This is a genomic window from Actinoplanes sp. NPDC026619, from assembly GCF_040638295.1.
In the GTDB taxonomy this organism is placed as follows: Bacteria; Actinomycetota; Actinomycetes; order Mycobacteriales; family Micromonosporaceae; genus Actinoplanes.
In genome coordinates this window covers 34,209-54,032 of sequence record NZ_JBEZYA010000048.1, presented here as the reverse complement: position 1 = coordinate 54,032, position 19,824 = coordinate 34,209, and the positions used below count along the sequence as shown (strand labels likewise).

Here is a 19,824-nt window from a genome sequence, read left to right as displayed (position 1 = left end):
CGGAAGCTAAGCCCTCCAGCGCCGATGGTACTGCACTCGGGAGGGTGTGGGAGAGTAGGACGCCGCCGGACTCAACGTGACAGAAAGGCCCACCCCGTGAGGGGTGGGCCTTTCTGCATTTCCGAAGCAATTCAGCGGCTTTCCGAGGCCTTGCGAATCTGCTGGAAAAGCGGCGCGGCCTCGGCGGCGGTGCGGTTCGGGAACATCGCGAGCGCGAGACTCCCGTGGTCGGCCCAGCCGCAGACCGGCAGCTCGCCCGTGTCCGACTTCGTCGTTCCGCATTTCATCGCGCCGCCCAGATCGCCGGCCGGCACATCATGAATGCCGGTGACGGCGCCCTGGTTGTCGGCGATCAGGTTGAAGGCCGTCTCGAGGTCGTCCTCCGGCGTCCAGAAGAGGGTCGTGCCCCCGAAGAAGAGGACGTTCTTCTCGCCGGCGGAGGTGTAGACCGCGGCGACGGTCTTGTCGAGGTCGACCTCGGCGGCCAGCGCGGTCTGCAGATAGTCGGCGGTGGACTGTGCGTCTTCCGACTGGTCTCGGGTCAGTGAGCCGATCGTGTCCGGCGTGGTCAGCTTGGCGTCCTTCTGGGACGAGATCTGCCATGCGGTCCAGCCCAGGACGCCGGTGCCGCCCAGGGCGACGACCAGCAGGGACGAGAGGACGATCGTGCGCACCTTCGACTTCGGGCGAGGAGCCTCTTCAGGCTGTTCCTCGATGAGGTCGACGGGGCCGATGTCGATCGGGGCGTCGGACATTGCGCGAGCGTAGCAATCCGCCCCCACCGTAGGAGGTGCGAATTCGTGTTCCACACGCGGCTCCGTAGACTTGTCGAGTGACCGATACGACCCAGACCCGCACCCCCGACAGCCGGCCCACCGGTGGCCTCTCCGCCCAGTACCAGCCGGGCGAGGTAGAGCAGCGGCGGTACGAGACGTGGGTCTCGGCGGGCTACTTCACGGCCGACCCGGCGAGCGACAAGCCGGCCTTCTCGATCGTCATCCCTCCGCCCAACGTGACCGGCTCGCTGCACGTCGGCCACGCCCTCGACCACACCATCCAGGACACCCTGTCCCGCCTCAAGCGGATGCAGGGCTTCGAGGTGCTGTGGCTGCCCGGCATGGACCACGCCGGCATCGCCACCCAAAACGTGGTGGAGCGCCAGCTTGCCGCTCAGCAGCTTTCCCGGCACGACCTGGGCCGCGAGAAGTTCGTGGAGAAGGTCTGGGAGTGGAAGGCGGAGTCCGGCGGCGCGATCCTCGGGCAGATGCGCCGGCTCGGCGACTCGGTCGACTGGGGCCGCGAGCGATTCACCATGGACGAGGGTCTGTCGCGCGCGGTGCAGACGATCTTCAAGCGGTTGTACGAGGACGAGCTGATCTACCGGGCCAACCGGATCATCAACTGGTGCCCGCGTTGTCTCACCGCGCTGAGTGACATCGAGGTGGAGCACTCCGACGACGACGGCGAGCTCGTCTCGATCCGTTACGGCGAGGGCGCCGACGCGATCGTGGTCGCCACCACCCGAGCCGAGACGATGCTGGGCGACACCGCGGTGGCCGTTCACCCCGACGACGAGCGGTACAAGCACCTGGTCGGCACCGAGGTGGAGCTGCCGCTGACCGGGCGGCGCATCCCGATCGTGGCCGACGAGCACGTGGACCCGTCGTTCGGGACCGGTGCGGTCAAGGTGACGCCGGCGCACGACCCCAATGACTTCGAGATCGGGCAGCGGCACAACCTGCCCAGCATCACGATCATGGACGAGCGTGCGGTGGTGACGGTGCCGGGGCCGTTCGAGGGCCTGGACCGTTACGAGGCGCGGCCCGCGATCGTGGCGGCGCTGCGCGAGGAGGGGCGGATCGTCGCCGAGAAGCGGCCCTACGTGCACTCGGTGGGGCACTGTTCGCGCTGCAAGACGACCGTCGAGCCGCGCCTGTCGCTGCAGTGGTTCGTCAACACCGGGCCGCTGGCCAAGGCGGCCGGTGACGCGGTTCGCGACGGCCGGGTCGCCATCGAGCCGGCCGAGCTGTCCAAGCGCTACTTCGCCTGGGTCGACAACATGCATGACTGGTGCATCTCGCGTCAGCTGTGGTGGGGTCACCGCATCCCGGTGTGGTATGGGCCGGCCGGCGAGGTCGTCTGTGTCGGACCGGACGAGCAGCCTCCGACGGGTGATGGCTGGCACCAGGACGAAGACGTACTCGACACATGGTTTTCTTCTGCTCTGTGGCCTTTCTCGACGATGGGGTGGCCGGAGCAGACCGCCGAGCTGGCCAAGTTCTACCCGACGAGTGTGCTGGTCACCGGCTACGACATCCTCTTCTTCTGGGTCGCCCGGATGATGATGTTCGGCCTGTACGCGATGGATGACGTGCAGCCGTTCAACGTGGTCAACCTGCACGGCATGGTCCGTGACGGGCACGGCAAGAAGATGTCGAAGTCGTTCGGCAACGTCGTCGACCCGCTCGACTGGATCGAGCGGTACGGCGCCGACGCGACCCGCTTCACGCTTGCTCGTGGCGCCAACCCGGGCTCGGACGTGCCGATCAGCGAGGAGTGGTGCCAGGGCTCCCGCAACTTCTGCAACAAGCTGTGGAACGCCACGCGGTTCGCGCTGATGAACGGCGCCACCGTCGAGGGTCCGCTTCCGGCGCCGGAGGAACTGTCGGCGATCGACAAGTGGATCCTGTCGCGGTTGCAGCATGTGATCGGCGAGGTCGACGAGCAGTTCGCGACGTACGAATACGCCAAGGTCTGCGACACCCTCTACCACTTCGCGTGGGACGACGTCTGCGACTGGTACCTGGAGCTGAGCAAGCCGGTGCTGGCCGAGGGCAGCGCGCCGACCCAGCGGGTCCTGGGCCACGTGCTCGACCAGTTGCTGCGCCTGCTGCACCCGGTCATCCCGTTCGTCACCGAGGAGCTGTGGATCGCGCTGACCGGCGGCGAGACGTTGGTGCGGGCCGCGTGGCCGTCCGCCGACAAGGCGCTGATCGACGACGCCGCCGAGGAGGAGCTGGCCGCGTTGCAGAAGGTCGTCACCGAGGTGCGGCGCTTCCGTTCCGACCAGGACCTCAAGCCGACCCAGCGGGTGACCGCCGCGCTGACCGGCCTCGGCAATGTCGGGATCGACACGCACGAGCAGCTGATCCGCTCGCTGGCCCGGCTCGACCGGCCGACCGACAGCTTCACCGCGACCGCGACCCTCGCGGTCACCGGCGGCATCACCGTCGACCTGGACACCCGGGGCACGATCGATGTGGCCGCCGAGCGGGCCCGGCTGGAGAAGGACAAGGCCGCCGCCGAGAAGGAAGCGGCACAGTGCCGCGCCAAACTCGGCAACGAGTCCTTCATCGGCAAGGCCCCCGAGCAGGTGGTCGCGAAGATCAAGGACCGCCTGGCCACGGCCGAGGCCGACCTGGCGAGAATTGGCGCGGCTCTTTCGGCGTTGGCAACAGCATGAGTGAGTACGACGAGGTAGTGGCCGCGCTGGACAAGCGCGGCTTCACCCGGATGGTTTTCGACATGCAGAAGATCCGGGACCTGATGGACCTGCTCGGCAGCCCGCAGCGGGCCTACCCGGCGATCCACCTGACCGGAACCAACGGCAAGACCAGCACGGCCCGGATGATCGACGCGCTGTTGCGAGCGCACGGCCTGCACACCGGCCGCTACACCAGCCCGCACCTGGAGACGATCCGGGAGCGGATCAGCTTCGACGGCGAGTCGATCAGCGAGGAGCGGCTGGTCGCCACCTATCAGGACGTCGCGCCGCTCGCCGACCTGATCGACGAGCGGAACGTCGAGCCGCTGACCTATTTCGACCTGACGACCGCGATGGCCTACTCCGCGTTTGCCGACGCGCCGGTCGACATCGCCGTGGTCGAGGTGGGGCTGGGCGGCGAGGAGGACGCCACCAACGTGATCGACGCCGGCGTCTGCGTGATGACGCCGATCGGTCTCGACCACACCGAGTGGCTCGGCGACACCATCGAGGACATCGCCTGGGCCAAGGCCGGCATCATCCACCGGGACGCCACCGTGATCAGCGCGCTGCAGACCGAGGAGGCCATGCGGCCGATCCTCGAGCGGTCCGCCGAGATGGGCGCGACCGTGGCCCGCGAGGGCCGCGAGTTCGGCGTGGTCGAGCGCACCCAGGCGGTCGGCGGCCAGGTGCTCACCCTGCAGGGGCTGGGCGGGGTCTACGACGAGATCTTCCTGCCGCTGTTCGGGGCGCATCAGGCGCAGAACGCCGTGCTGGCGCTCGCCGCGGTCGAGGCGTTCCTCGGCGCCGGCCGGGAGAAGCAGCTCGAGATCGAGCTGGTCCGGGAGGGCTTCGCCCAGGTCGATTCGCCGGGCCGGCTCGAGCGGGTGCGCAGCGCGCCGACGATCCTGCTGGACGGCGCGCACAACCCGCACGGGATGGCCGCCACGGTCGCCGCTCTCGAGGAGGAGTTCTCGTTCCGCCACCTGGTGGCCGTGGTGGCGGTGCTCGGCGACAAGGACGTGTCCGGCCTGCTCGACCTGCTCGAGCCGGTGGCGGCGCGCATCGTGGTCACTCAGAACAGCTCGCCCCGCTCGATGCCGGTCGAGCAGCTCACCGAGCTCGCGGTCGAATTCTTCGGCGAGGACCGGGTGACGGTCGCCTACAACATGCCGGACGCGATCCAGGAGGCCGTGGTGCTGGCCGAGGAGGACACGTCGGGCGAGCTCAGCGGGGTCGCGGTGCTGATCACCGGTTCGGTTGTGACGGTCGCCGACGCGCGGAAACTGCTCAAGCGATGACCGAGAACGCAACCTCGGCCGAGGGCGAGCCGGGTGCGGCGGCGCCGCGCTCCGGTTTGCGCAACCCCCAGGCAGCCGTACGCGGTCTGGGCGCGGGCACGCTCATTCTCGAAGCGATCGTCCTGCTCCTGGCCATCCAGCCGATCCGGATCATGGGCGGTCATCTGAGCGGCTGGGGTGTCGGCGCGGTGGTCGGCCTCGCCGTCCTGGCGATCCTGCTGGCCGGCGTGATGAAGCGCCGCTGGGCATGGACGGCCGGGGCGGTGCTGCAGGCGCTGCTCGTCGCGTGCGGCCTGCTGCACTGGTCCCTGGCCGTCCTCGGCATCATCTTCGGCGCCGCCTGGGGCTACGCCGCCTATGTGCGCCGGCGCATCCTGGGCTGAGTCTTACCTGATCGCGCGCCACTGGGTGATGGCCACGCTGTGGCCGTCCGGGTCGCTGAACGTGGCCGACCACAGCTCGAGCCGGTCACCCCGGTTGACCGGCTGCGGCGCGTGCTGGAACGTCACGCCCTTGGCGATCAGCTCGGCGTAGACCGCCTCGACGTCGCCCACCTCGAGGTTGAGGTAGATCAGCCGGCCCGCCGCGGCGGACAGGTCGGTCACCGTGCGCAGCACCAGGCGGGTGTCGCCGGAGGCCAGCACGGCACTTCCGTCGCCGCTGTCGATCTCGTAGAAGCCGAGCGTGTCCCGGTAGAACGAGACCGAGCGGGCCAGATCGGTGACCAGCACGGTGATGCCCACCCCGTAGATCGCCCCGGCCGGGCCGGGCCGGGCGCTGGGATACGCCGTGATCAGGTCGTCGGCGTGTGCGTCGGGCTCGGAGGCGCTCGTCGGCGGCTCCGACCACGGCCCGACGTCGGGAGTGTCCACCTCGTCCCTGGTCGCCGGCGCGGCCACGACCGGCTCGGCCTCCACCCGTGAGGAGTGCGCAACCGGCGGCTCTGGCTCAGCCGCGCCGGGCTCAGCCGCGACCGGCTCAGCCGCGACCGGCTCAGCCGCGACCGGCTCAGCCGCGACCGGCTCAGCCGCGACCGGCTCAGCCGCGACCGGCTCCGGGGTGGGAGCGATGGTCGGCTCCGGCTCGGGAACAGCGGTTGCGTGCGCGACCGGCTCGGGAGCGGTGTCGTCCGGCGGGGTGTCTTCCCGGTGATCGCGGCCGACCTTCTTGACGGCGGCGAACACCGAGGCCGCCGCGGCGCCCATGGCGGCGGCCGCACCCGCGACCACACCGCTCGCGCCGGACCGGCCCTCGGCCGTTCGCGCCGGGCCGGCGCCCGCGGCCGACTCGGCGTCGTGGGCCGCGTTGGTCATGAACTGGGTAGTCGGCCGATCGCTGGAATCGACCACGTCGGGGGCCGGCGGCCGCCGGTATTCGTGCTCGACCGGCGGGGCGATCAGGCCCTCGTCAATGGCGTCGGCCGCGGCCGGGTCGGTGGTCTCGGGCGCCGGGTCCGGGTCGCCGTCGAGCGGCAGGTCGAACTCGTCGAAGTCCGCCGGGCGGGCGGCGGGGGGCGGCGTTTCCGGCTCGGGCGCGACCGGCGGCGGCGTCACCGGCTCCGGGGCGGTCGGGAACGTGGTTGCCGGCGGGGGCGCCGCGGTCGTCGCGGTGGCGGTCGGCTCCGGCCGGCGCCACCCGCGCGGCTCGGGCTCCGGCTCCGGGTCCTCGAGCGGCAGGTCGACCGGCGGATCGTCGTGCCGCACCGAGCCACGCGTCTCGGGCTCGGTGAACACGTCGGCCGGGGGAGCGCTGCGCTGCGCCGGGGCGGTCGGGATCTCGTCGTCGACCAGGGGCGCGGCCCCCGCGGTGGCGGTGGTGGTCTCCGGCTCGGCAGTGGCGGTCGCAGTGCCTCCGCGCCGGTGCGGCCGCGGCCGCGTGCCGGCCGGCCGGCCGGCGGCGGATTCCGCCGCCGTGTCCGTAGGGGCATTGCTGCCGGTGGACGCGGGAGCATTGCTGCCGGTGGACGCGGGAGCATTGCTGGCGGTGGACGCGGGAGCATTGCTGGCGGTGGACGCGGGAGCATTGCTGCCGGTGGACGCGGGAGCATTGCTGCCGGTGGACGCGGGAGCATTGCTGGCGGTGGACGCGGGGGCATTGCTGGCGGTGGAATCGGGCTTGGTAGCCGCGGCAGCGGCGGTCGCCGCGCCCGGCGCGCGCCGGGGCAGCGGCTGCGGGGTGTCGTCGTGGTCGACCAGCTCGCCCTCGACGATGGTGCCCTCGGGCGTGTGGTGGACGACGACCGTCTCCACGGCGCCCGATGAGGGCGGGGGCGGCGGCTCGTCGGCGGACCACTGCCGGTCGCGGCTCGCCCACGGCGGTGGTTCCGGGTCGCCCAGCAGGTCGTTGTCGAGCAGGTCGTCCTCGTCGTCGGCGGCCTGGTCGTAGATGGTGGCCGGTGGCGGCGGCGGGTCCGCGCCCCGCTCGTGCGGGGCCGCCTCGTCCCAGTTGATCCGGACCCGGCGCATGTCGTCGACATCGACGGTGATCGGGAGCGTGTCACCGATCATCGGCCATTTCACCACCGGCACGCGGGGTTCCCGCAGGACCACCTCGGAGGTGGGCAACCCGGGCGCGACCACCACGGCCTGGATCTCGGCGCGCCCGTAGACCGCCGACGAGGTGGGCGGCGGCGAGATCGCCTTGACCTCGGCGGTGCCGGTGACCCAGGCGCGGGCGCCGCGGCGCACCACATTGACCATGCCCAGGGCGATACTGAGGGCGAGCACGGCCAAGCCGAACACCACCACCCCCCAGCTCGACATGCCGAGGCCGAGCGCCACGACGAAGACGGCGATGGTGCCCATGACGGCCGCCACCAGCTTGCGCGCCGGTGCGATGGGACGGCCGGTCTGGTTTGCCAATGTGGACCTCCCGCTCGATACCGTCAGGTTATTGCCCGGCCGGGTCTCAGCGAAAGTGCGGTAGTCGCTTGCCGCCACCGAGGTACCGATAGGCTGAACCTCGCGCGTGTCGTCCCACCCGCACGATCTGGAGGATTTCGTGACCAGCCCCATCGAGCGTTCCCTCGTGCTCGTCAAGCCCGACGCGGTGCGTCGTGGCCTGCTCGGCGAGATCATCTCGCGTTTCGAGCAGAAGGGCCTGGTGATCGAGGCAATGGAGCTGCGGACGATGGACGCGAGCCTCGCCGACCAGCACTACGCCGACCATGTGGAGAAGGCGTTCTACCCGCCGCTCAAGGAGTTCATGACCAGCGGTCCGCTGGTGGCGCTGGTGCTCGCCGGCGACCAGGTGATCGAGGTGGTCCGCGCGATGATCGGCACGACCGACGGCCGCAAGGCGGCCGCCGGCACGATCCGCGGCGACCTCTCCCTGTCGAACCGGGAAAACCTGGTGCACGCCTCCGACTCCCCGGAGAGCGCGGCCCGCGAGCTCGCCCTCTGGTTCCCGAAGATCTAGCCCGAAGATCTGGCCCGAAGATCTGGCCCGAAGATCTGGCCCGAAGATCTGGCCCGAAGATCTGATTACAGCGTTTCCAGGCTCGCCGACCGGCGCGACTCGAGTTCGAAAATCTTGAGGAGCGCCGCGGCGAGTACGGCGTAGCCGAGCCCGACCAGCGCTTCCCGGCCCAGTTGCGGTGCGGCCGCGTGCCAGCCCTCGCCGCCGGCGAACCGCCGGGCCGCCTCGGCCGCGTGCGTGATCGGCAGGTAATCACCGATCGCCGCCATCCAGCCGGGCAGCCCGGAGCTGGGCACGTTCACGCCGGTGAGCAGCATCAGCAGGGCCACCGCGACGTTCGAGATCACCCAGACGTCCCGGAAGCGCAGGCCCAGCGCGCCCAGCGTGAGGCCGAAGAAGCTGCAGGCCAGCGAGCCGACCGCCATCGCCGCGAGTAGGCCGGGCACGGCGCTCAGCGGGATCCGCAGGCCGAGCAGCAGCGCGCTCGCGCTGAGCGTGAAGACCGCGATGAGCAGGCCGTTCCCCGCGTACGGCAGGGCTCGCCCGAGGAACAGGACGGTGCGGCTGCGCGGGGACAGCAGCACGTGGCCGAGCGTGCCGTAGCGCCGCTCGTTGCCGACCGCGAGGGTGCCCCCGAAGACGCAGGCCAGCGTGGCGGTCAGCACCGCGTTGCCGACGATGAAGAAGCGGTCGTCCTCGACCTGCAACTGGCGGCCCAGGTAGGCGAAGAACAGCAGCTGGAACAGCGGGCCGATCAGGAGCGTGCCGATGAAGATGCTCGGCCGGGTCCAGTTGAACAGGGCGCGGTAGGCGATCACCCCGCCGACGGTGATCAGACGGAGCGTCTTCATGCGAGCGCCAGGGTGGCGGCCACGCGGGCGCGGCGTTCGACGTACGTCAAGGCGAAGCCGCCGGCTATCAGGCAGACCAGGCTGATCGCGAGGCAGATCCCGACCGAGGGCCACACCGGGCCGCCGGTGGTGGCCTCGCGCAGCGCGCGGGCGCCCCAGGTGGTGGGCAGGACGTCGGCGATCGGGCCGGTCCAGGCGGGCAGCACGGTGATCGGCACGAGCATCCCGGAGACCAGCCAGATCGGGTATTCCAGCGCGTTGGTGAGCGCGTTGGCGTTGCGCATCAGCACGAAGGTGGAGGCCAGCAGCAGGCCGAACATGCCGAGCGCCACGACGCAGACCACCGCGGCGATCGGGAAGACGACCGGGTGCGCGAAGTCCAGGCGGATGCCGTAGAGCAGCCGGCCCCAGGCCAGCGTCGCGAGCAGGGAGTACGCGCCGGTCAGGCCGGTGGCCACGGTGATCGGCAGGAGCACCAGCACGGGCCGCCGGGGCGCCAGCATGATCATTTCGAGGGTGCCCTGCCAGCGCTGGTTCTGGATGGCGCCGCCCGAGCCGAACAGCACTGACGACCAGACGCCCATCACGCCCGCGCCGACCGCGGCCTCGATCAGCCGGTGCTGCTCGCCGCCGGCGCGGAACAGGTAGACCGCGAGGGTGGCCTGGACGATCGGCACCACCATGGCGATCGCCACCTCGAACGGCGAACGGCTGATCTGCTTGACGTGGAGCAGCGTGCCGAGCAGCAGCATGCGCAGCGTCCTCATGAGGCGTTCACGATCGCGACGTACGCGTCCTCGAGGGTGGGCTCGCGGCTGGAGACCCGGCCCAGCCGGATGCCGGTCAGCTCGCGCAGGATGTCGCCCTGCACGTCCACGTGGGCGTCGGACTGGACGGTGAGCAGCTGCAGGGCCCCGCGCTCCTCGATGGCGGTCTCCCGCACGCCGGGCAGCTCGCGGAGGGCGGAGACGGCGGTGTCCGGCACCCCGTACGCCTCCACCTCGACCACCCGGCGCCCGTCCGCCCGGTGCCGCAGCTCGGCCGGGGTGCCGAGGGCCTGGATCTGGCCGTCGGCGATCACCGCGATCCGGTCGCACAGCTCGTCGGCCTCGACCATGTAGTGCGTGGTGAGCAGCACCGTCGTGCCGTTGGCGGCGAGATCGGCGACCATGCGGCGCAGCTCGCGGGCGGCCACCGGGTCGACCCCGATCGACGGCTCGTCGAGGAAGAGGACGTCCGGGGAGTGCAGCAGGCCGCGAGCGATGTGCAGCCGCTGGCGCATGCCACGCGAGTAGCCCTCGACCCGCTCGCGCTCCCGGCCGGTGAGGCCGACCAGGTCGAGCAGCTCGGCGATGCGGCGTTTCTGGTCGCGCGGGGCCACCCCGTACAGCTCGGCGAAGTAACGCAGGTTGTCCAGGGCGGACAGCCGTTCGTAGAGGCCGCGGTCGCCGCCGAAGACGTAACCGATCCGGCGGCGTACCTCCCGGGTCTGTTTCTCCACGTCGTAGCCGCACACCGTCGCTGTGCCTGAGGTCGGGATGAGCAGGGTGTTCAGCATCTTGATGGTGGTGGTCTTGCCGGCCCCGTTCGGTCCGAGGAGGCCGAACAGCTCGCCGCGACGCACCGTGAAGGACACTCCGCGCACCGCGTCGACCTCGGTGCGGCGCGGGCGTAGCCAGCCGGTGCGCCCCCGATAAGTGCGGCGTAACTGATCGGCCTCGATGGCGTACTCGCTCCCCATGGGCCGAAACGCTAGGCGGAAGACGCAGCGCTAGGAAACGAATTCGGCCGGGGCCGAATCTCCGCCGAGCAGGTTGACCAGCGCGATCCCGGCCGGTTCGAGGCCGTAGAGAACGCGCCGGCCGGCCCGGCGGCGGTGCACCACCCCGGCCGCCTGCAGGCCGGCCAGGTGTTCGGACACCGTGCTGGGGGCCAGCCCGAGCGTGGTGGCCAGTCCGGTCGTGGAGGCCGGCACCGTCAGCGCGCGCAGCACCGCGGCGCGGCCCCGGCCGACCAGGATGGCCAGGCGGTCGTCGGCGTGCGGCACCGGCGCGGCGGCGAGCAGCGCGGCGCCGCGCGACTGGTACGTCACCATGACCACCTCGGCGTGGTCGGTCGAGCAGGTCAGGGCGCCCCGCGAGAAGATCAGCGGCACCAGCAGCAGCCGTTTGTCGACCGCTTCGAACGAGTGCTCCAGCGCCTTGACCAGGGTGAGCACCGGCCGCTCCCAGCGGATCCGTTCGTGCAGCCGGGCGAGCAGGGCGTCCGGCCCGTCGGCGGCCAGCGCCCGGGCCCGCAGCAGCACCTCTTCGTCGAGCGCGGCCCGCATGGCCGGCCAGTGCGGCGCGATGGCCGCCTCCCAGTAGGCCGCCAGCCCGTCCGCGAGCCGGTTCAGCGCCGCCTCGCGGTCGTCCCGGAACGGGCGCATCGAATCCGGCAGATCGCCCGACGGGTAGTACGTCGCGAACTGCTCCTCGATGATCTCGGCCGGGGTGGCCCGGAAGCGGTCGAGCTGCTCGGTGATGGTCGAGACCGGCGTCTCCGGGATCGGATCGAGGAAGTCCGGCAGTCTCGACGGCGCATGGAAATAGAACGACGCCGGCGCGACGGCCGGGACAGTCCGCAGGATCTCCCGCGCCTGCCGCGCCCACCCGTCGTACGGCCACGGTGCGCCGTCCGGGTTCCGTTGCAGCAGGTAGAGGCTGCAGACGGCCTCGGCGAACGGGCTGATCGCGATCCGGGTGCGAGCCAGCGTCGGTTCATCGATCTCGATGCGGATCACGTGGTGAAGTTTAGGGAACGGACACGCGCAAGCCACGTCCGATCGATAGGCATCAGGGTATGACCTCGATCTCGCGACGCAATCTGCTGCGCGCCGGTGCCGTCGGCCTGGCCGGAAGCGCGTTCCTCGAAGCCCCCGCGTTCTCCTCGGCGGGAATCCGGCCGCTGCTCACGCACGGTGTGCAGAGCGGCGACGCCACCGCCGGCTCGGCGGTCGTGTGGAGTCGTGCCGACCGCCCGGCCCGCCTCTGGGTGCAGGTGAGCCGCCGCCCCGACCTGCGCGGCGCCCGCCTGCTGCGCGGCCCGGTCGTCACGCCGGACACCGACTTCACCGGCAAGGTGCGGCTGCACAACCTGCCGTCCGACTCCAAGATCTATTACCGGGTGCGCGCGGAAAGCCTGGACCGGCCCGGCCTCTACGGCTCGTCGCTCGACGGCTCACTGTGGACGGCGCCGTCGACAAAGCGGGATGTGCGGTTTGTCTGGACCGGTGACGTGGTCGGCCAGGGGTGGGGCATTGATCCGGCGTACGGCGGAATGAAGCTCTTTGAATCGATGCGCCGCAGGCGCCCGGACTTTCTGCTGCACTCGGGCGACACCGTCTACGCCGACGGGCCGCTGGCCGAGACCGTGACGCTGCCGGACGGGCGGATCTACCGCAACCTCGTGACCGAGGAGAAGACGAAGGTCGCCGAAACCCTCAAGGAATACCGCGGCCAGTACGCCTACAACCTGCTGGACGACAACTACAAGCGGTTCGCCGCCGAGGTTCCCCAGATCAACCAGTGGGACGACCACGAGGTGCTGAACAACTGGTACCCGGGGGAGATCCTCGACGACGCCCGCTACACCGAGAAGCGGGTGGACGTGCTGGCCGCCCGCGCTCACCAGGCCTATCACGAGTGGGTGCCGATTCCGTCGCAGACCGGCCCGGTCTATCGCAAGATCTCGCACGGCCCGCTGCTCGACCTGTTCATCCTCGACATGCGGACATTCAAGGACCCCAACACCGACGATGTGTACGCCGATCCGAAGCGCGGCATGCTCGGTCGCGACCAGCGCGAGTGGCTGATCAAGGGCCTGCGTGAGTCGACGGCGACCTGGAAGATCATCGCGAACGACCTGCCGCTGGGCCTGATCGTGCCGGACAGCCCGGTCGGCCAGGAGGGCGTGGCGCAGGGCGACAACGGCGCGCCGCTCGGCCGTGAGCTGGAGTTCGCCCAGGTCCTGCAGGACGCGCACCGGCATCACGTGACCGGCATCGTGCTGCTCACCGCGGACGTGCACTACACCGCCGCGCACCACTACGACCCGTCCCGGGCGGCGTTCCAGGACTTCACGCCGTTCTGGGAGTTCGTCTCCGGGCCGGCCCACGCGGGCGCGTTCGGCCCGAACGTCCTGGACGGCACGTTCGGCCCGAAGGCCGAGTTCGTGCACGCCCCGCCGGTCGCCAATACCTCACCGGCCGACGGCTACCAGCACTTCGGCGAGGTCGAGATCGACGGCCACTCCGGCGACCTGACCGTCTACCTACGCGACCGCGACGGCGTCTCACTCTGGTCCACGACGCTCCGGCAGAGGTAATCCGGATGTAGGAATCCCGGGGTGGCCGGTATCGTTGTGCCCACGCAGGCACTGAACCGGCCATCACCGGGGAGCCTCCGGAAGAACGAGCCGCTCGCGGCTTCAGTAGAACCGGGTGGATCGGCACACGCGTGCGCCGACGAATGAGCGGGCGGCCTTCGGGTCGTCAAGCGAGGTGGTACCGCGGGCCGCAACCAGGCTCGTCCTCGCAGTCGATCTGAAGACTGCCTCGAGGAGAACCGCCGACATGGCCTATCCCAAGCACACCGACGCCACGGGCGTACCGGCCAGCCCGGATCTGCCCGCGGTCGAGCGCGCGGTGCTCGACCACTGGGCGGCCGACCACACGTTCGAGGCGTCCGTCGAGCGCAACCCGGCCGGCGAGAACGGCAGCAACGAGTACGTCTTCTACGACGGACCGCCGTTCGCCAATGGCCTGCCGCACTACGGACACCTCTTCACCGGGTACGTGAAAGACCTGGTGCCGCGCTACCAGACGATGCGCGGCAAGCACGTGGAGCGCCGCTTCGGCTGGGACACCCACGGCATGCCCGCCGAGATCGAGGCGGAGAAGCAGCTCGGCATCACCACCAAGGCGCAGATCGTCGAGCTCGGCATCGACAAGTTCAACGACGCCTGCCGCACCTCCGTGCTCGCCTACACCAAGGACTGGGAGGGGTACGTCACCCGCCAGGCCCGCTGGGTCGACTTCGAGAACGACTACAAGACCCTCGACCCCAGTTACATGGAGTCGGTCATGTGGGCGTTCAAGACCCTGTCCGACAAGGGCCTGGTCTACGAGGGCTTCCGCGTGCTGGCCTACTGCTTCCGGTGCGAGACGCCACTGTCGAACACCGAGACCCGGATGGACGACGTCTACCGCGACCGGACCGACCCGGCCGTGACCGTGACGTTCCAGCTGGAGACCGGCGAGAAGATCGCGGTCTGGACCACCACGCCGTGGACCCTGCCGTCGAACCTCGCGCTGGCCGTCGGGCCGGACATCGAGTACTCGGTGCTGGAGAAGGACGGCGAGAAGCTCATCATGGGCAGCTCGCGCGTGGCGGCGTACGCAAAAGATCTTGAAGGCTTTGAAAAGGTCGGCACGGTCATGGGCCGTGACCTGGCCGGACGCCGGTACACGCCGCTGTTCGACTTCCTGGTCGAGCAGGGTGGGCCCAACGCTTTCCAGGTGCTCGCGGCCGACTACGTCACCGACGAGGACGGCACCGGGGTCGTGCACCAGGCGCCGGCGTTCGGTGAGGACGACCAGAACGTCTGCAACGCGGCCGGCATCCCGACCGTGGTGGCCGTCGACGAGCACGCCCAGTTCACCTCGCTGGTCCCGCCGTGGCAGGGCGTGCAGGTCTTCGACTCGAACAAGCCGATCATCGCGGTGCTGCGGGAGAAGGGCGTGCTGCTCAAGCAGGAGGGCTACACGCACTCCTACCCGCACTGCTGGCGCTGCGACACCCCGCTGATCTACAAGGCGGTGTCGTCGTGGTTCGTCGCGGTGACCAAGTTCCGGGACCGGATGGTCGAGCTCAACCAGGAGATCACCTGGACGCCGGCGCACATCAAGGAGGGCTCGTTCGGCAAGTGGCTGGCCAACGCCCGCGACTGGTCGATCTCCCGGAACCGCTTCTGGGGCTCGCCGATCCCGGTGTGGAAGTCCGACGACCCCAATTACCCGCGGGTGGATGTCTACGGCTCGTTCGCCGAGCTCGAGGCGGACTTCGGGGTCAAGGTCGACAACCTGCACCGGCCGTACGTCGATGATCTGGTCCGCCCGAACCCGGACGACCCGACCGGCAAGTCGATGATGCGACGCGTGCCGGAGGTGCTGGACTGCTGGTTCGAGTCCGGCTCGATGCCGTTCGCCCAGGTGCACTACCCGTTCGAGAACAAGGACTGGTTCGAGCACCACTACCCGGGCGACTTCATCGTCGAGTACATCGGGCAGACCCGCGGCTGGTTCTACACCATGCACGTGCTGGCCACGGCGTTGTTCGACCGCCCCGCGTTCCGCAACTGCCTCAGCCACGGCATCCTGCTCGGCGAGGACGGCCGGAAGATGTCGAAGTCGCTCCGGAACTACCCGGACGTCTACCGGGTCTTCGACTCGTACGGCTCGGACGCGATGCGCTGGATGCTGATGTCGTCGCCGGTGCTGCGCGGCGGGGACATGCCGGTCACCGAGACCGCGATCCGCGACTCGGTGCGCCAGGTGCTGCTCCCGCTCTGGAACGTCTGGTACTTCTACAGCCTCTACGCCAACGCGTCGGGGTACGAAGCGTCATTCCGGACCGATTCCGGTGATCTGCTCGACCGGTATGTCCTCGCCAAGACGGGGGAGCTGGTCGACGACGTCCAGCGCCAGATGGACGAGTACGACATCTCGGGCGCGGCCGCCTCGGTGCGGTCGTACCTCGATGCGCTCACCAACTGGTACGTCCGCCGGTCCCGGGACCGCTTCTGGGCCGGCGACCGGGACGCGTTCGACACCCTGGCCACCGTGCTGGAGACCCTCTGCCGGGTGCTGGCGCCGCTCGCGCCGCTCACCACCGAGGAAATCTGGCGCGGCCTGACCGGGGGCCGCTCGGTGCACCTGACCGAGTGGCCGTCGGCGAACACGTTCCCGGCCGACCACAAGCTGGTGGCGTCGATGGACGCCATCCGTGACGTGGCGTCGGCGGCGCTGTCGCTGCGCAAGGCGCGGGCCCTGCGGGTGCGGCTGCCGCTGGCCAGGCTGACCGTGGCGACCGCCGACGCGACCGCGCTGACCGATCTCGCCGATCTGCTGAAGGACGAGGTCAACGTCAAGGACGTGGTGTTCACCGCCGATGTGGCCGCCTATTGCGAGCAGGTCCTGACGGTCGTGCCGCGAGCTCTCGGCCCGCGTCTCGGCAAGCAGGTCCAGCAGGTCATCCAGGCGGTCAAGAAGGGCGACTGGCAGCTCGTCGACGGCGCGCCGGTCGCGGCCGGCGTCACCCTGGCTCCCGGCGAGTTCGAGTTGAAGCTGGTTGCCGCGGATGTCGAGAACTCGGCGCCGCTGCCGGCCGGGGCCGGTGTGGTCGTGCTCGACACCGTCGTCACCCCGGAGCTGGCGGCCGAGGGGGTGGCCCGCGACCTGATCCGGGTCGTCCAGCAGGCCCGCCGGGACGCCGACCTGGACGTCTCGGACCGGATCTCGCTGACCGTCTCGGCGTCGGACGCCGTGCGCGCGGCGGTCGAGACGCACCGCGACTTCGTGGCGGGGGAGACCCTGGCGACGTCGGTCGCGTTCGGCCCAGCCGCCGCCGGCGGGTTCGCCGGCGAGGTCGGAGACGGCGAGCAGGTCACGGTTTCGGTCGCCCGGGTGTGAATCTGTTAACCCGGTCCGGGCATTTGCCGCCTTCGCGGTGAATGTCCGGGCCGGGTAGCAAGCTCGGCGGGGACTTCCGGGTTGACGTCCGATAACCTCAGCGTGCCACCCCCACTGCACCACCCCGTTCCGGAGGATCCCCAAGTTGCCGCTGCTCTACTCCATCGGCAAAGTCACCGTCGGCACGACGCTGATGCTCGGCTGGCGTCCGCATATCGAGGGTCTCGACTACGTGCCGCGCGTCGGCGGCGCGATCTTCGCGGGCAACCATCTCTCGGTCGCCGACGAGCTGTTCCTCGGCGCGGTCGTGCCCCGGCACCTGGCCTTCTGGGCCAAGTCCGACTACTTCGACGGCACCGGCCTGTCCGGCTGGTTCACCCGCAACCTGCTCAACGGGCTCGGCGCGATCCGGGTTCAACGGGCCGGCGGGCGGGACGCGCTCGCCGCGTTCGACGGCGCCATCCCGGTGCTCAAGGCCGGTGACTGCGTCGTCGTCTACCCCGAAGGCACCCGCTCGCCCGACGGCAAGCTCTACCGCGGCCGCACCGGCGTGGCCCGGCTCGCCGTCGCGGCCGGCGTCCCGATCATCCCGGTCGGCACGCTCGGCACCGAGAAGGTGCAGCCCATCGGTCAGCCGTACCCGATGCCGTTCCGCGGCAAGATCACGGTGAAGTTCGGCAAGCCGATCGACACCACCGGCCGGGCCGACGACCGCACCTCGCTGCGCGCGCTCACCGACGAGGTGATGGGCGAGATCCAGAAGCTGACCGGCCAGGAATACGTTCCGCGCTACGCCCCCGCGAAGCCGGCCTCCTAACCGGGGCTCAGCACCTCGCTGCGCAGGCGGCCGACCAGTTCGGCGCTGTCGGTGATCGAGCGGCGGGTCAGCAGCACGGTGGCCAGGCTGCCGTGGTCGGCCCACGCGCACACCACCACTGCGTTGCCCTCCACCCGGCCGACTGCGCAGCTCTCGTGCGCGCCGCTCTCGGCCAGGTCGAACGACTGCGCCTGCTTCAGGTTCAGCTGGCCGGTCAGGTTGTCGAGCTGGGCCCGCACGTCGGCCTCCGGGCGGAACCGCCAGCCGGTGACGCCGAAGACGGTCACCCGTTTGCCGCGGCTGTCGCCGTAGACCCCGGCGAACGGGGTGCCGCTGCTCGCGTCGGACGAGCGCAACTGCTCGGCGAGCCGCTCGGTGGCGCGCTTGCTGGCGTCGTCGTCGCGCAGCTGCAGGTCGGAGAAGGACGTCGGCAGGGCGGCGCTGACCGGGAACTGCCGCGCCGCCGGGAACTGGAACCAGGCGAACGGCAGGCCGCAGCAGCAGAAGACGCCGAGCACGGTGAGTAGAGCCAGGCGGCGGCCCCACCGGCGTTTGCGGCGCGGCGGCGGCATCGGCCGCTGCGGCGGCCGGGCCGCCCACGGGGGCGCCGGCGGAAGCTGACCCTTGACCGGCGCCGGGGGCCGGTTCTGCACCGGCAGGCGATTGACCTGCGCCTGTGCGGCCCGGGCCGCGGCGGCCTGGGCGGCGGCTTGGGCGGCGGCTTGGGCGGCTCGGTTGGCCTGCTCACGCGCTTTGCGCTCGCGCCGGCTCGGTTTGGCGGGCGCCGGTGGCCTCTGCGCCGCCGGGCTCTGCCCCAAGGGCGCCGCTGACGGCGGCGCAGGCGGGGGAGCGGCGGCAGGTTTTGGCGCGGGCGCCGCGGCGGCAGGTTTTGGCGCGGGCGCCGCGGCGGCCTCCGGCGGCTCGATCCGGGTGGGTGGCAGGGCGACGAACGGGTCCGGCTTGGTGGGGTCTATCTCCGGCATTTCCGGTACGGCGGGGAATGCGTCCCACGGAGTGTCCTGACCGGCCCACGGGTCGACCGCCGGGATCGCGGCCCGCTCGTCGTCCGGCTCCATCCGCCGCCGGTTCCATTTCGACTTCTTCGGCGCCGGCGGAGGCACGGCCGCCGACCCGCTCCAGCGCGCCGGGGCGTCCACCGTCGAGGGATCTTCGCCGCCCTCGACACGGGTGGAGTCGGGAAGCTCGGCCGCCGGAATATTTTCTCCCGGCTGCTGGTCGCCCATCCGTCGATCTCCTTCACTTGCCGGCCAACTCGCTGAGCAGCACCGCCGGTCCGCATTCCAGGCTAGAGCCGGTGCGCCACCAATCGGGAACGGTGCGTTCCGGATTCCGCGCTCAAATGCCGGACAACCTGGGCGATGTGCCGGACGGTCTGGAGCCGTATGGTTACCGAGACATGAGAACGACACAGCGAAATGCCGTCACGTCGACCGGGAATGATCTCGGTCAGCCGATGGTGTTCGCGCATGGCTATGGCTGCGACCAGAACATGTGGCGTCTCGTCGCTCCCGCCTTCGCAGACACATATCGGCTCGTTCTTTTCGACCACGTAGGCAACGGCAAATCCGATCTGTCGGCCTACCACGACGACCGTTACTCCACCCTCGACGGTTACGCCGACGACATCCTCGAGATCCTGCACGAGCACGACCTGTGGGACGTGGTTTTCGTCGGTCACTCGGTGAGCTCCATGATCGGCGTGCTCGCCGCGAACAAGGAGCCCGAGCGCTTCGCCAAGCTGGTCCTGGTCGGGCCGTCGCCGCGGTATATCAACGAGCCGGCCGACGACTACGTCGGCGGGTTCAACCACTCCGACATCGACTCCCTGCTCGACTCCCTGGACAGCAACTACCTCGGCTGGTCCAGCCAGATGGCCCCGGTCATCATGGGCAATCCGGAGCGTCCCGAGCTCGGCGAGGAGCTGACCAACAGCTTCTGCCGCACCGACCCCGAGATCGCCAAGAAATTCGCGCGCGTCACGTTCCTCTCCGACAACCGCGACGACCTGCTAAAACTCCGTACGCCCGCATTGATCCTGCAATGCACGGACGATGTGATCGCGCCGACCGTCGTGGGTGACTACGTTCATAAGCACACCGCGGGCAGCACGCTGGTGCAGATGAACGCGACCGGGCACTGCCCCAATCTCAGTGCCCCGGAAGAGACGATCGACGCGATGAAGGCCTGGCTTTAGAAGCGTAGAA

Annotated in this window: 16 protein-coding genes; 8 read left to right on the top strand and 8 right to left on the bottom strand. The window is 70.2% G+C overall.

What is annotated here, in order from left to right; genetic code table 11:
* Positions 1-131: 131 nt before the first annotated feature.
* The gene (locus AB0E90_RS49225) at positions 132-755 is read right to left on the bottom strand and encodes a hypothetical protein (protein ID WP_360420342.1); all 624 of its coding nucleotides are present in this window, start codon (positions 753-755) and stop codon (positions 132-134) included.
* Positions 756-832: 77 nt separating this feature from the next.
* Here AB0E90_RS49225 and AB0E90_RS49220 point away from each other — a divergent pair, with 77 nt between their 5' ends.
* The 3 genes from AB0E90_RS49220 to AB0E90_RS49210 are packed head-to-tail and all read left to right on the top strand — an operon-like array spanning position 833 to position 5,168.
* Entirely contained in the window at positions 833-3,463 is a 2,631-nt protein-coding gene (locus AB0E90_RS49220) for a valine--tRNA ligase (RefSeq protein ID WP_360420340.1), read from the top strand.
* Positions 3,460-4,785: a folylpolyglutamate synthase/dihydrofolate synthase family protein gene (locus AB0E90_RS49215; RefSeq protein ID WP_360420338.1), complete on the top strand. Its 1,326-nt coding sequence runs from the start codon at positions 3,460-3,462 to the stop codon at positions 4,783-4,785. Before AB0E90_RS49220 ends, AB0E90_RS49215 begins: the two co-directional genes overlap by 4 nt.
* The gene (locus tag AB0E90_RS49210) at positions 4,782-5,168 is read left to right on the top strand and encodes a DUF4233 domain-containing protein (RefSeq protein ID WP_360420336.1); all 387 of its coding nucleotides are present in this window, start codon (positions 4,782-4,784) and stop codon (positions 5,166-5,168) included. The genes AB0E90_RS49215 and AB0E90_RS49210 overlap by 4 nt, the downstream gene beginning before the upstream one ends.
* A 3-nt stretch (positions 5,169-5,171) precedes the next feature.
* On the opposite strand, the gene AB0E90_RS49205 is transcribed toward AB0E90_RS49210, so the two are convergent.
* Entirely contained in the window at positions 5,172-5,516 is a 345-nt protein-coding gene (locus tag AB0E90_RS49205) for a VOC family protein (protein ID WP_360420352.1), read from the bottom strand.
* A gap of 62 nt (positions 5,517-5,578) precedes the next feature.
* Positions 5,579-6,004 (bottom strand): pentapeptide repeat-containing protein, encoded by a 426-nt coding sequence (locus AB0E90_RS49200; protein ID WP_360420350.1) that lies wholly within the window; start codon positions 6,002-6,004, stop codon positions 5,579-5,581.
* A gap of 1,781 nt (positions 6,005-7,785) precedes the next feature.
* Here AB0E90_RS49200 and ndk point away from each other — a divergent pair.
* Positions 7,786-8,202 (top strand): nucleoside-diphosphate kinase, encoded by a 417-nt coding sequence (gene ndk / locus AB0E90_RS49195; RefSeq protein ID WP_360420334.1) that lies wholly within the window; start codon positions 7,786-7,788, stop codon positions 8,200-8,202.
* 65 nt (positions 8,203-8,267) lie between these two features.
* Here the strand turns inward: ndk and AB0E90_RS49190 are convergent, their stop codons facing one another.
* Genes AB0E90_RS49190 through AB0E90_RS49175 form a run of 4 tightly spaced genes read right to left on the bottom strand, consistent with a single transcriptional unit; the run spans position 8,268 to position 11,835 of the window.
* Positions 8,268-9,053, bottom strand: a complete 786-nt coding sequence (locus AB0E90_RS49190; RefSeq protein WP_360420332.1) for an ABC transporter permease — start codon at positions 9,051-9,053, stop codon at positions 8,268-8,270.
* A complete protein-coding gene (locus AB0E90_RS49185; protein ID WP_360420330.1) occupies positions 9,050-9,820 on the bottom strand; it encodes an ABC transporter permease in 771 nt (256 codons plus the stop codon). Before AB0E90_RS49185 ends, AB0E90_RS49190 begins: the two co-directional genes overlap by 4 nt.
* On the bottom strand, positions 9,817-10,794 hold the full coding sequence (locus AB0E90_RS49180) for an ABC transporter ATP-binding protein (protein ID WP_360420328.1): 978 nt from the start codon (positions 10,792-10,794) through the stop codon (positions 9,817-9,819). The genes AB0E90_RS49185 and AB0E90_RS49180 overlap by 4 nt, the downstream gene beginning before the upstream one ends.
* A 30-nt stretch (positions 10,795-10,824) precedes the next feature.
* Positions 10,825-11,835 carry a helix-turn-helix domain-containing protein gene (locus AB0E90_RS49175; protein WP_360420326.1) on the bottom strand — a complete coding sequence of 337 codons (1,011 nt, stop codon included), beginning with the start codon at positions 11,833-11,835 and terminating at the stop codon, positions 10,825-10,827.
* A 59-nt stretch (positions 11,836-11,894) separates the two neighbouring features.
* Here AB0E90_RS49175 and AB0E90_RS49170 point away from each other — a divergent pair, with 59 nt between their 5' ends.
* From AB0E90_RS49170 to AB0E90_RS49160, 3 genes are all read left to right on the top strand, one after another.
* Positions 11,895-13,418, top strand: coding sequence for an alkaline phosphatase D family protein (locus AB0E90_RS49170; protein ID WP_360420324.1), 1,524 nt, complete (start codon positions 11,895-11,897; stop codon positions 13,416-13,418).
* Positions 13,419-13,665: 247 nt separating this feature from the next.
* Positions 13,666-16,782 (top strand): isoleucine--tRNA ligase, encoded by a 3,117-nt coding sequence (gene ileS, locus AB0E90_RS49165; protein ID WP_360420322.1) that lies wholly within the window; start codon positions 13,666-13,668, stop codon positions 16,780-16,782.
* Between the two features lie 145 nt (positions 16,783-16,927).
* The gene (locus AB0E90_RS49160) at positions 16,928-17,599 is read left to right on the top strand and encodes a lysophospholipid acyltransferase family protein (protein ID WP_360420320.1); all 672 of its coding nucleotides are present in this window, start codon (positions 16,928-16,930) and stop codon (positions 17,597-17,599) included.
* Here the strand turns inward: AB0E90_RS49160 and AB0E90_RS49155 are convergent.
* Entirely contained in the window at positions 17,596-18,843 is a 1,248-nt protein-coding gene (locus AB0E90_RS49155) for a hypothetical protein (protein ID WP_360420318.1), read from the bottom strand. The two genes, AB0E90_RS49160 and AB0E90_RS49155, sit on opposite strands and share 4 nt — an antisense overlap.
* A gap of 173 nt (positions 18,844-19,016) precedes the next feature.
* Between AB0E90_RS49155 and AB0E90_RS49150 the strand changes: the two genes are divergently transcribed.
* Positions 19,017-19,814, top strand: coding sequence for an alpha/beta hydrolase (locus AB0E90_RS49150; protein ID WP_360420348.1), 798 nt, complete (start codon positions 19,017-19,019; stop codon positions 19,812-19,814).
* The last annotated feature ends 10 nt before the right edge of the window (positions 19,815-19,824 follow it).

Excerpts from the sequence above, each read along its gene's own strand:
- AB0E90_RS49225 (WP_360420342.1), bottom strand. The coding sequence starts at position 755 with ATGTCCGACGCCCCGATCGACATCGGCCCCGTCGACCTCATCGAGGAA.
- AB0E90_RS49215 (WP_360420338.1), top strand. The coding sequence starts at position 3,460 with ATGAGTGAGTACGACGAGGTAGTGGCCGCGCTGGACAAGCGCGGCTTC.
- AB0E90_RS49210 (WP_360420336.1), top strand. The coding sequence starts at position 4,782 with ATGACCGAGAACGCAACCTCGGCCGAGGGCGAGCCGGGTGCGGCGGCG.
- AB0E90_RS49190 (WP_360420332.1), bottom strand. The coding sequence starts at position 9,053 with ATGAAGACGCTCCGTCTGATCACCGTCGGCGGGGTGATCGCCTACCGC.
- AB0E90_RS49185 (WP_360420330.1), bottom strand. The coding sequence starts at position 9,820 with ATGAGGACGCTGCGCATGCTGCTGCTCGGCACGCTGCTCCACGTCAAG.
- AB0E90_RS49180 (WP_360420328.1), bottom strand. The coding sequence starts at position 10,794 with ATGGGGAGCGAGTACGCCATCGAGGCCGATCAGTTACGCCGCACTTAT.
- AB0E90_RS49170 (WP_360420324.1), top strand. The coding sequence starts at position 11,895 with ATGACCTCGATCTCGCGACGCAATCTGCTGCGCGCCGGTGCCGTCGGC.
- ileS (WP_360420322.1), top strand. The coding sequence starts at position 13,666 with ATGGCCTATCCCAAGCACACCGACGCCACGGGCGTACCGGCCAGCCCG.
- AB0E90_RS49155 (WP_360420318.1), bottom strand. The coding sequence starts at position 18,843 with ATGGGCGACCAGCAGCCGGGAGAAAATATTCCGGCGGCCGAGCTTCCC.
- AB0E90_RS49150 (WP_360420348.1), top strand. The coding sequence starts at position 19,017 with ATGAGAACGACACAGCGAAATGCCGTCACGTCGACCGGGAATGATCTC.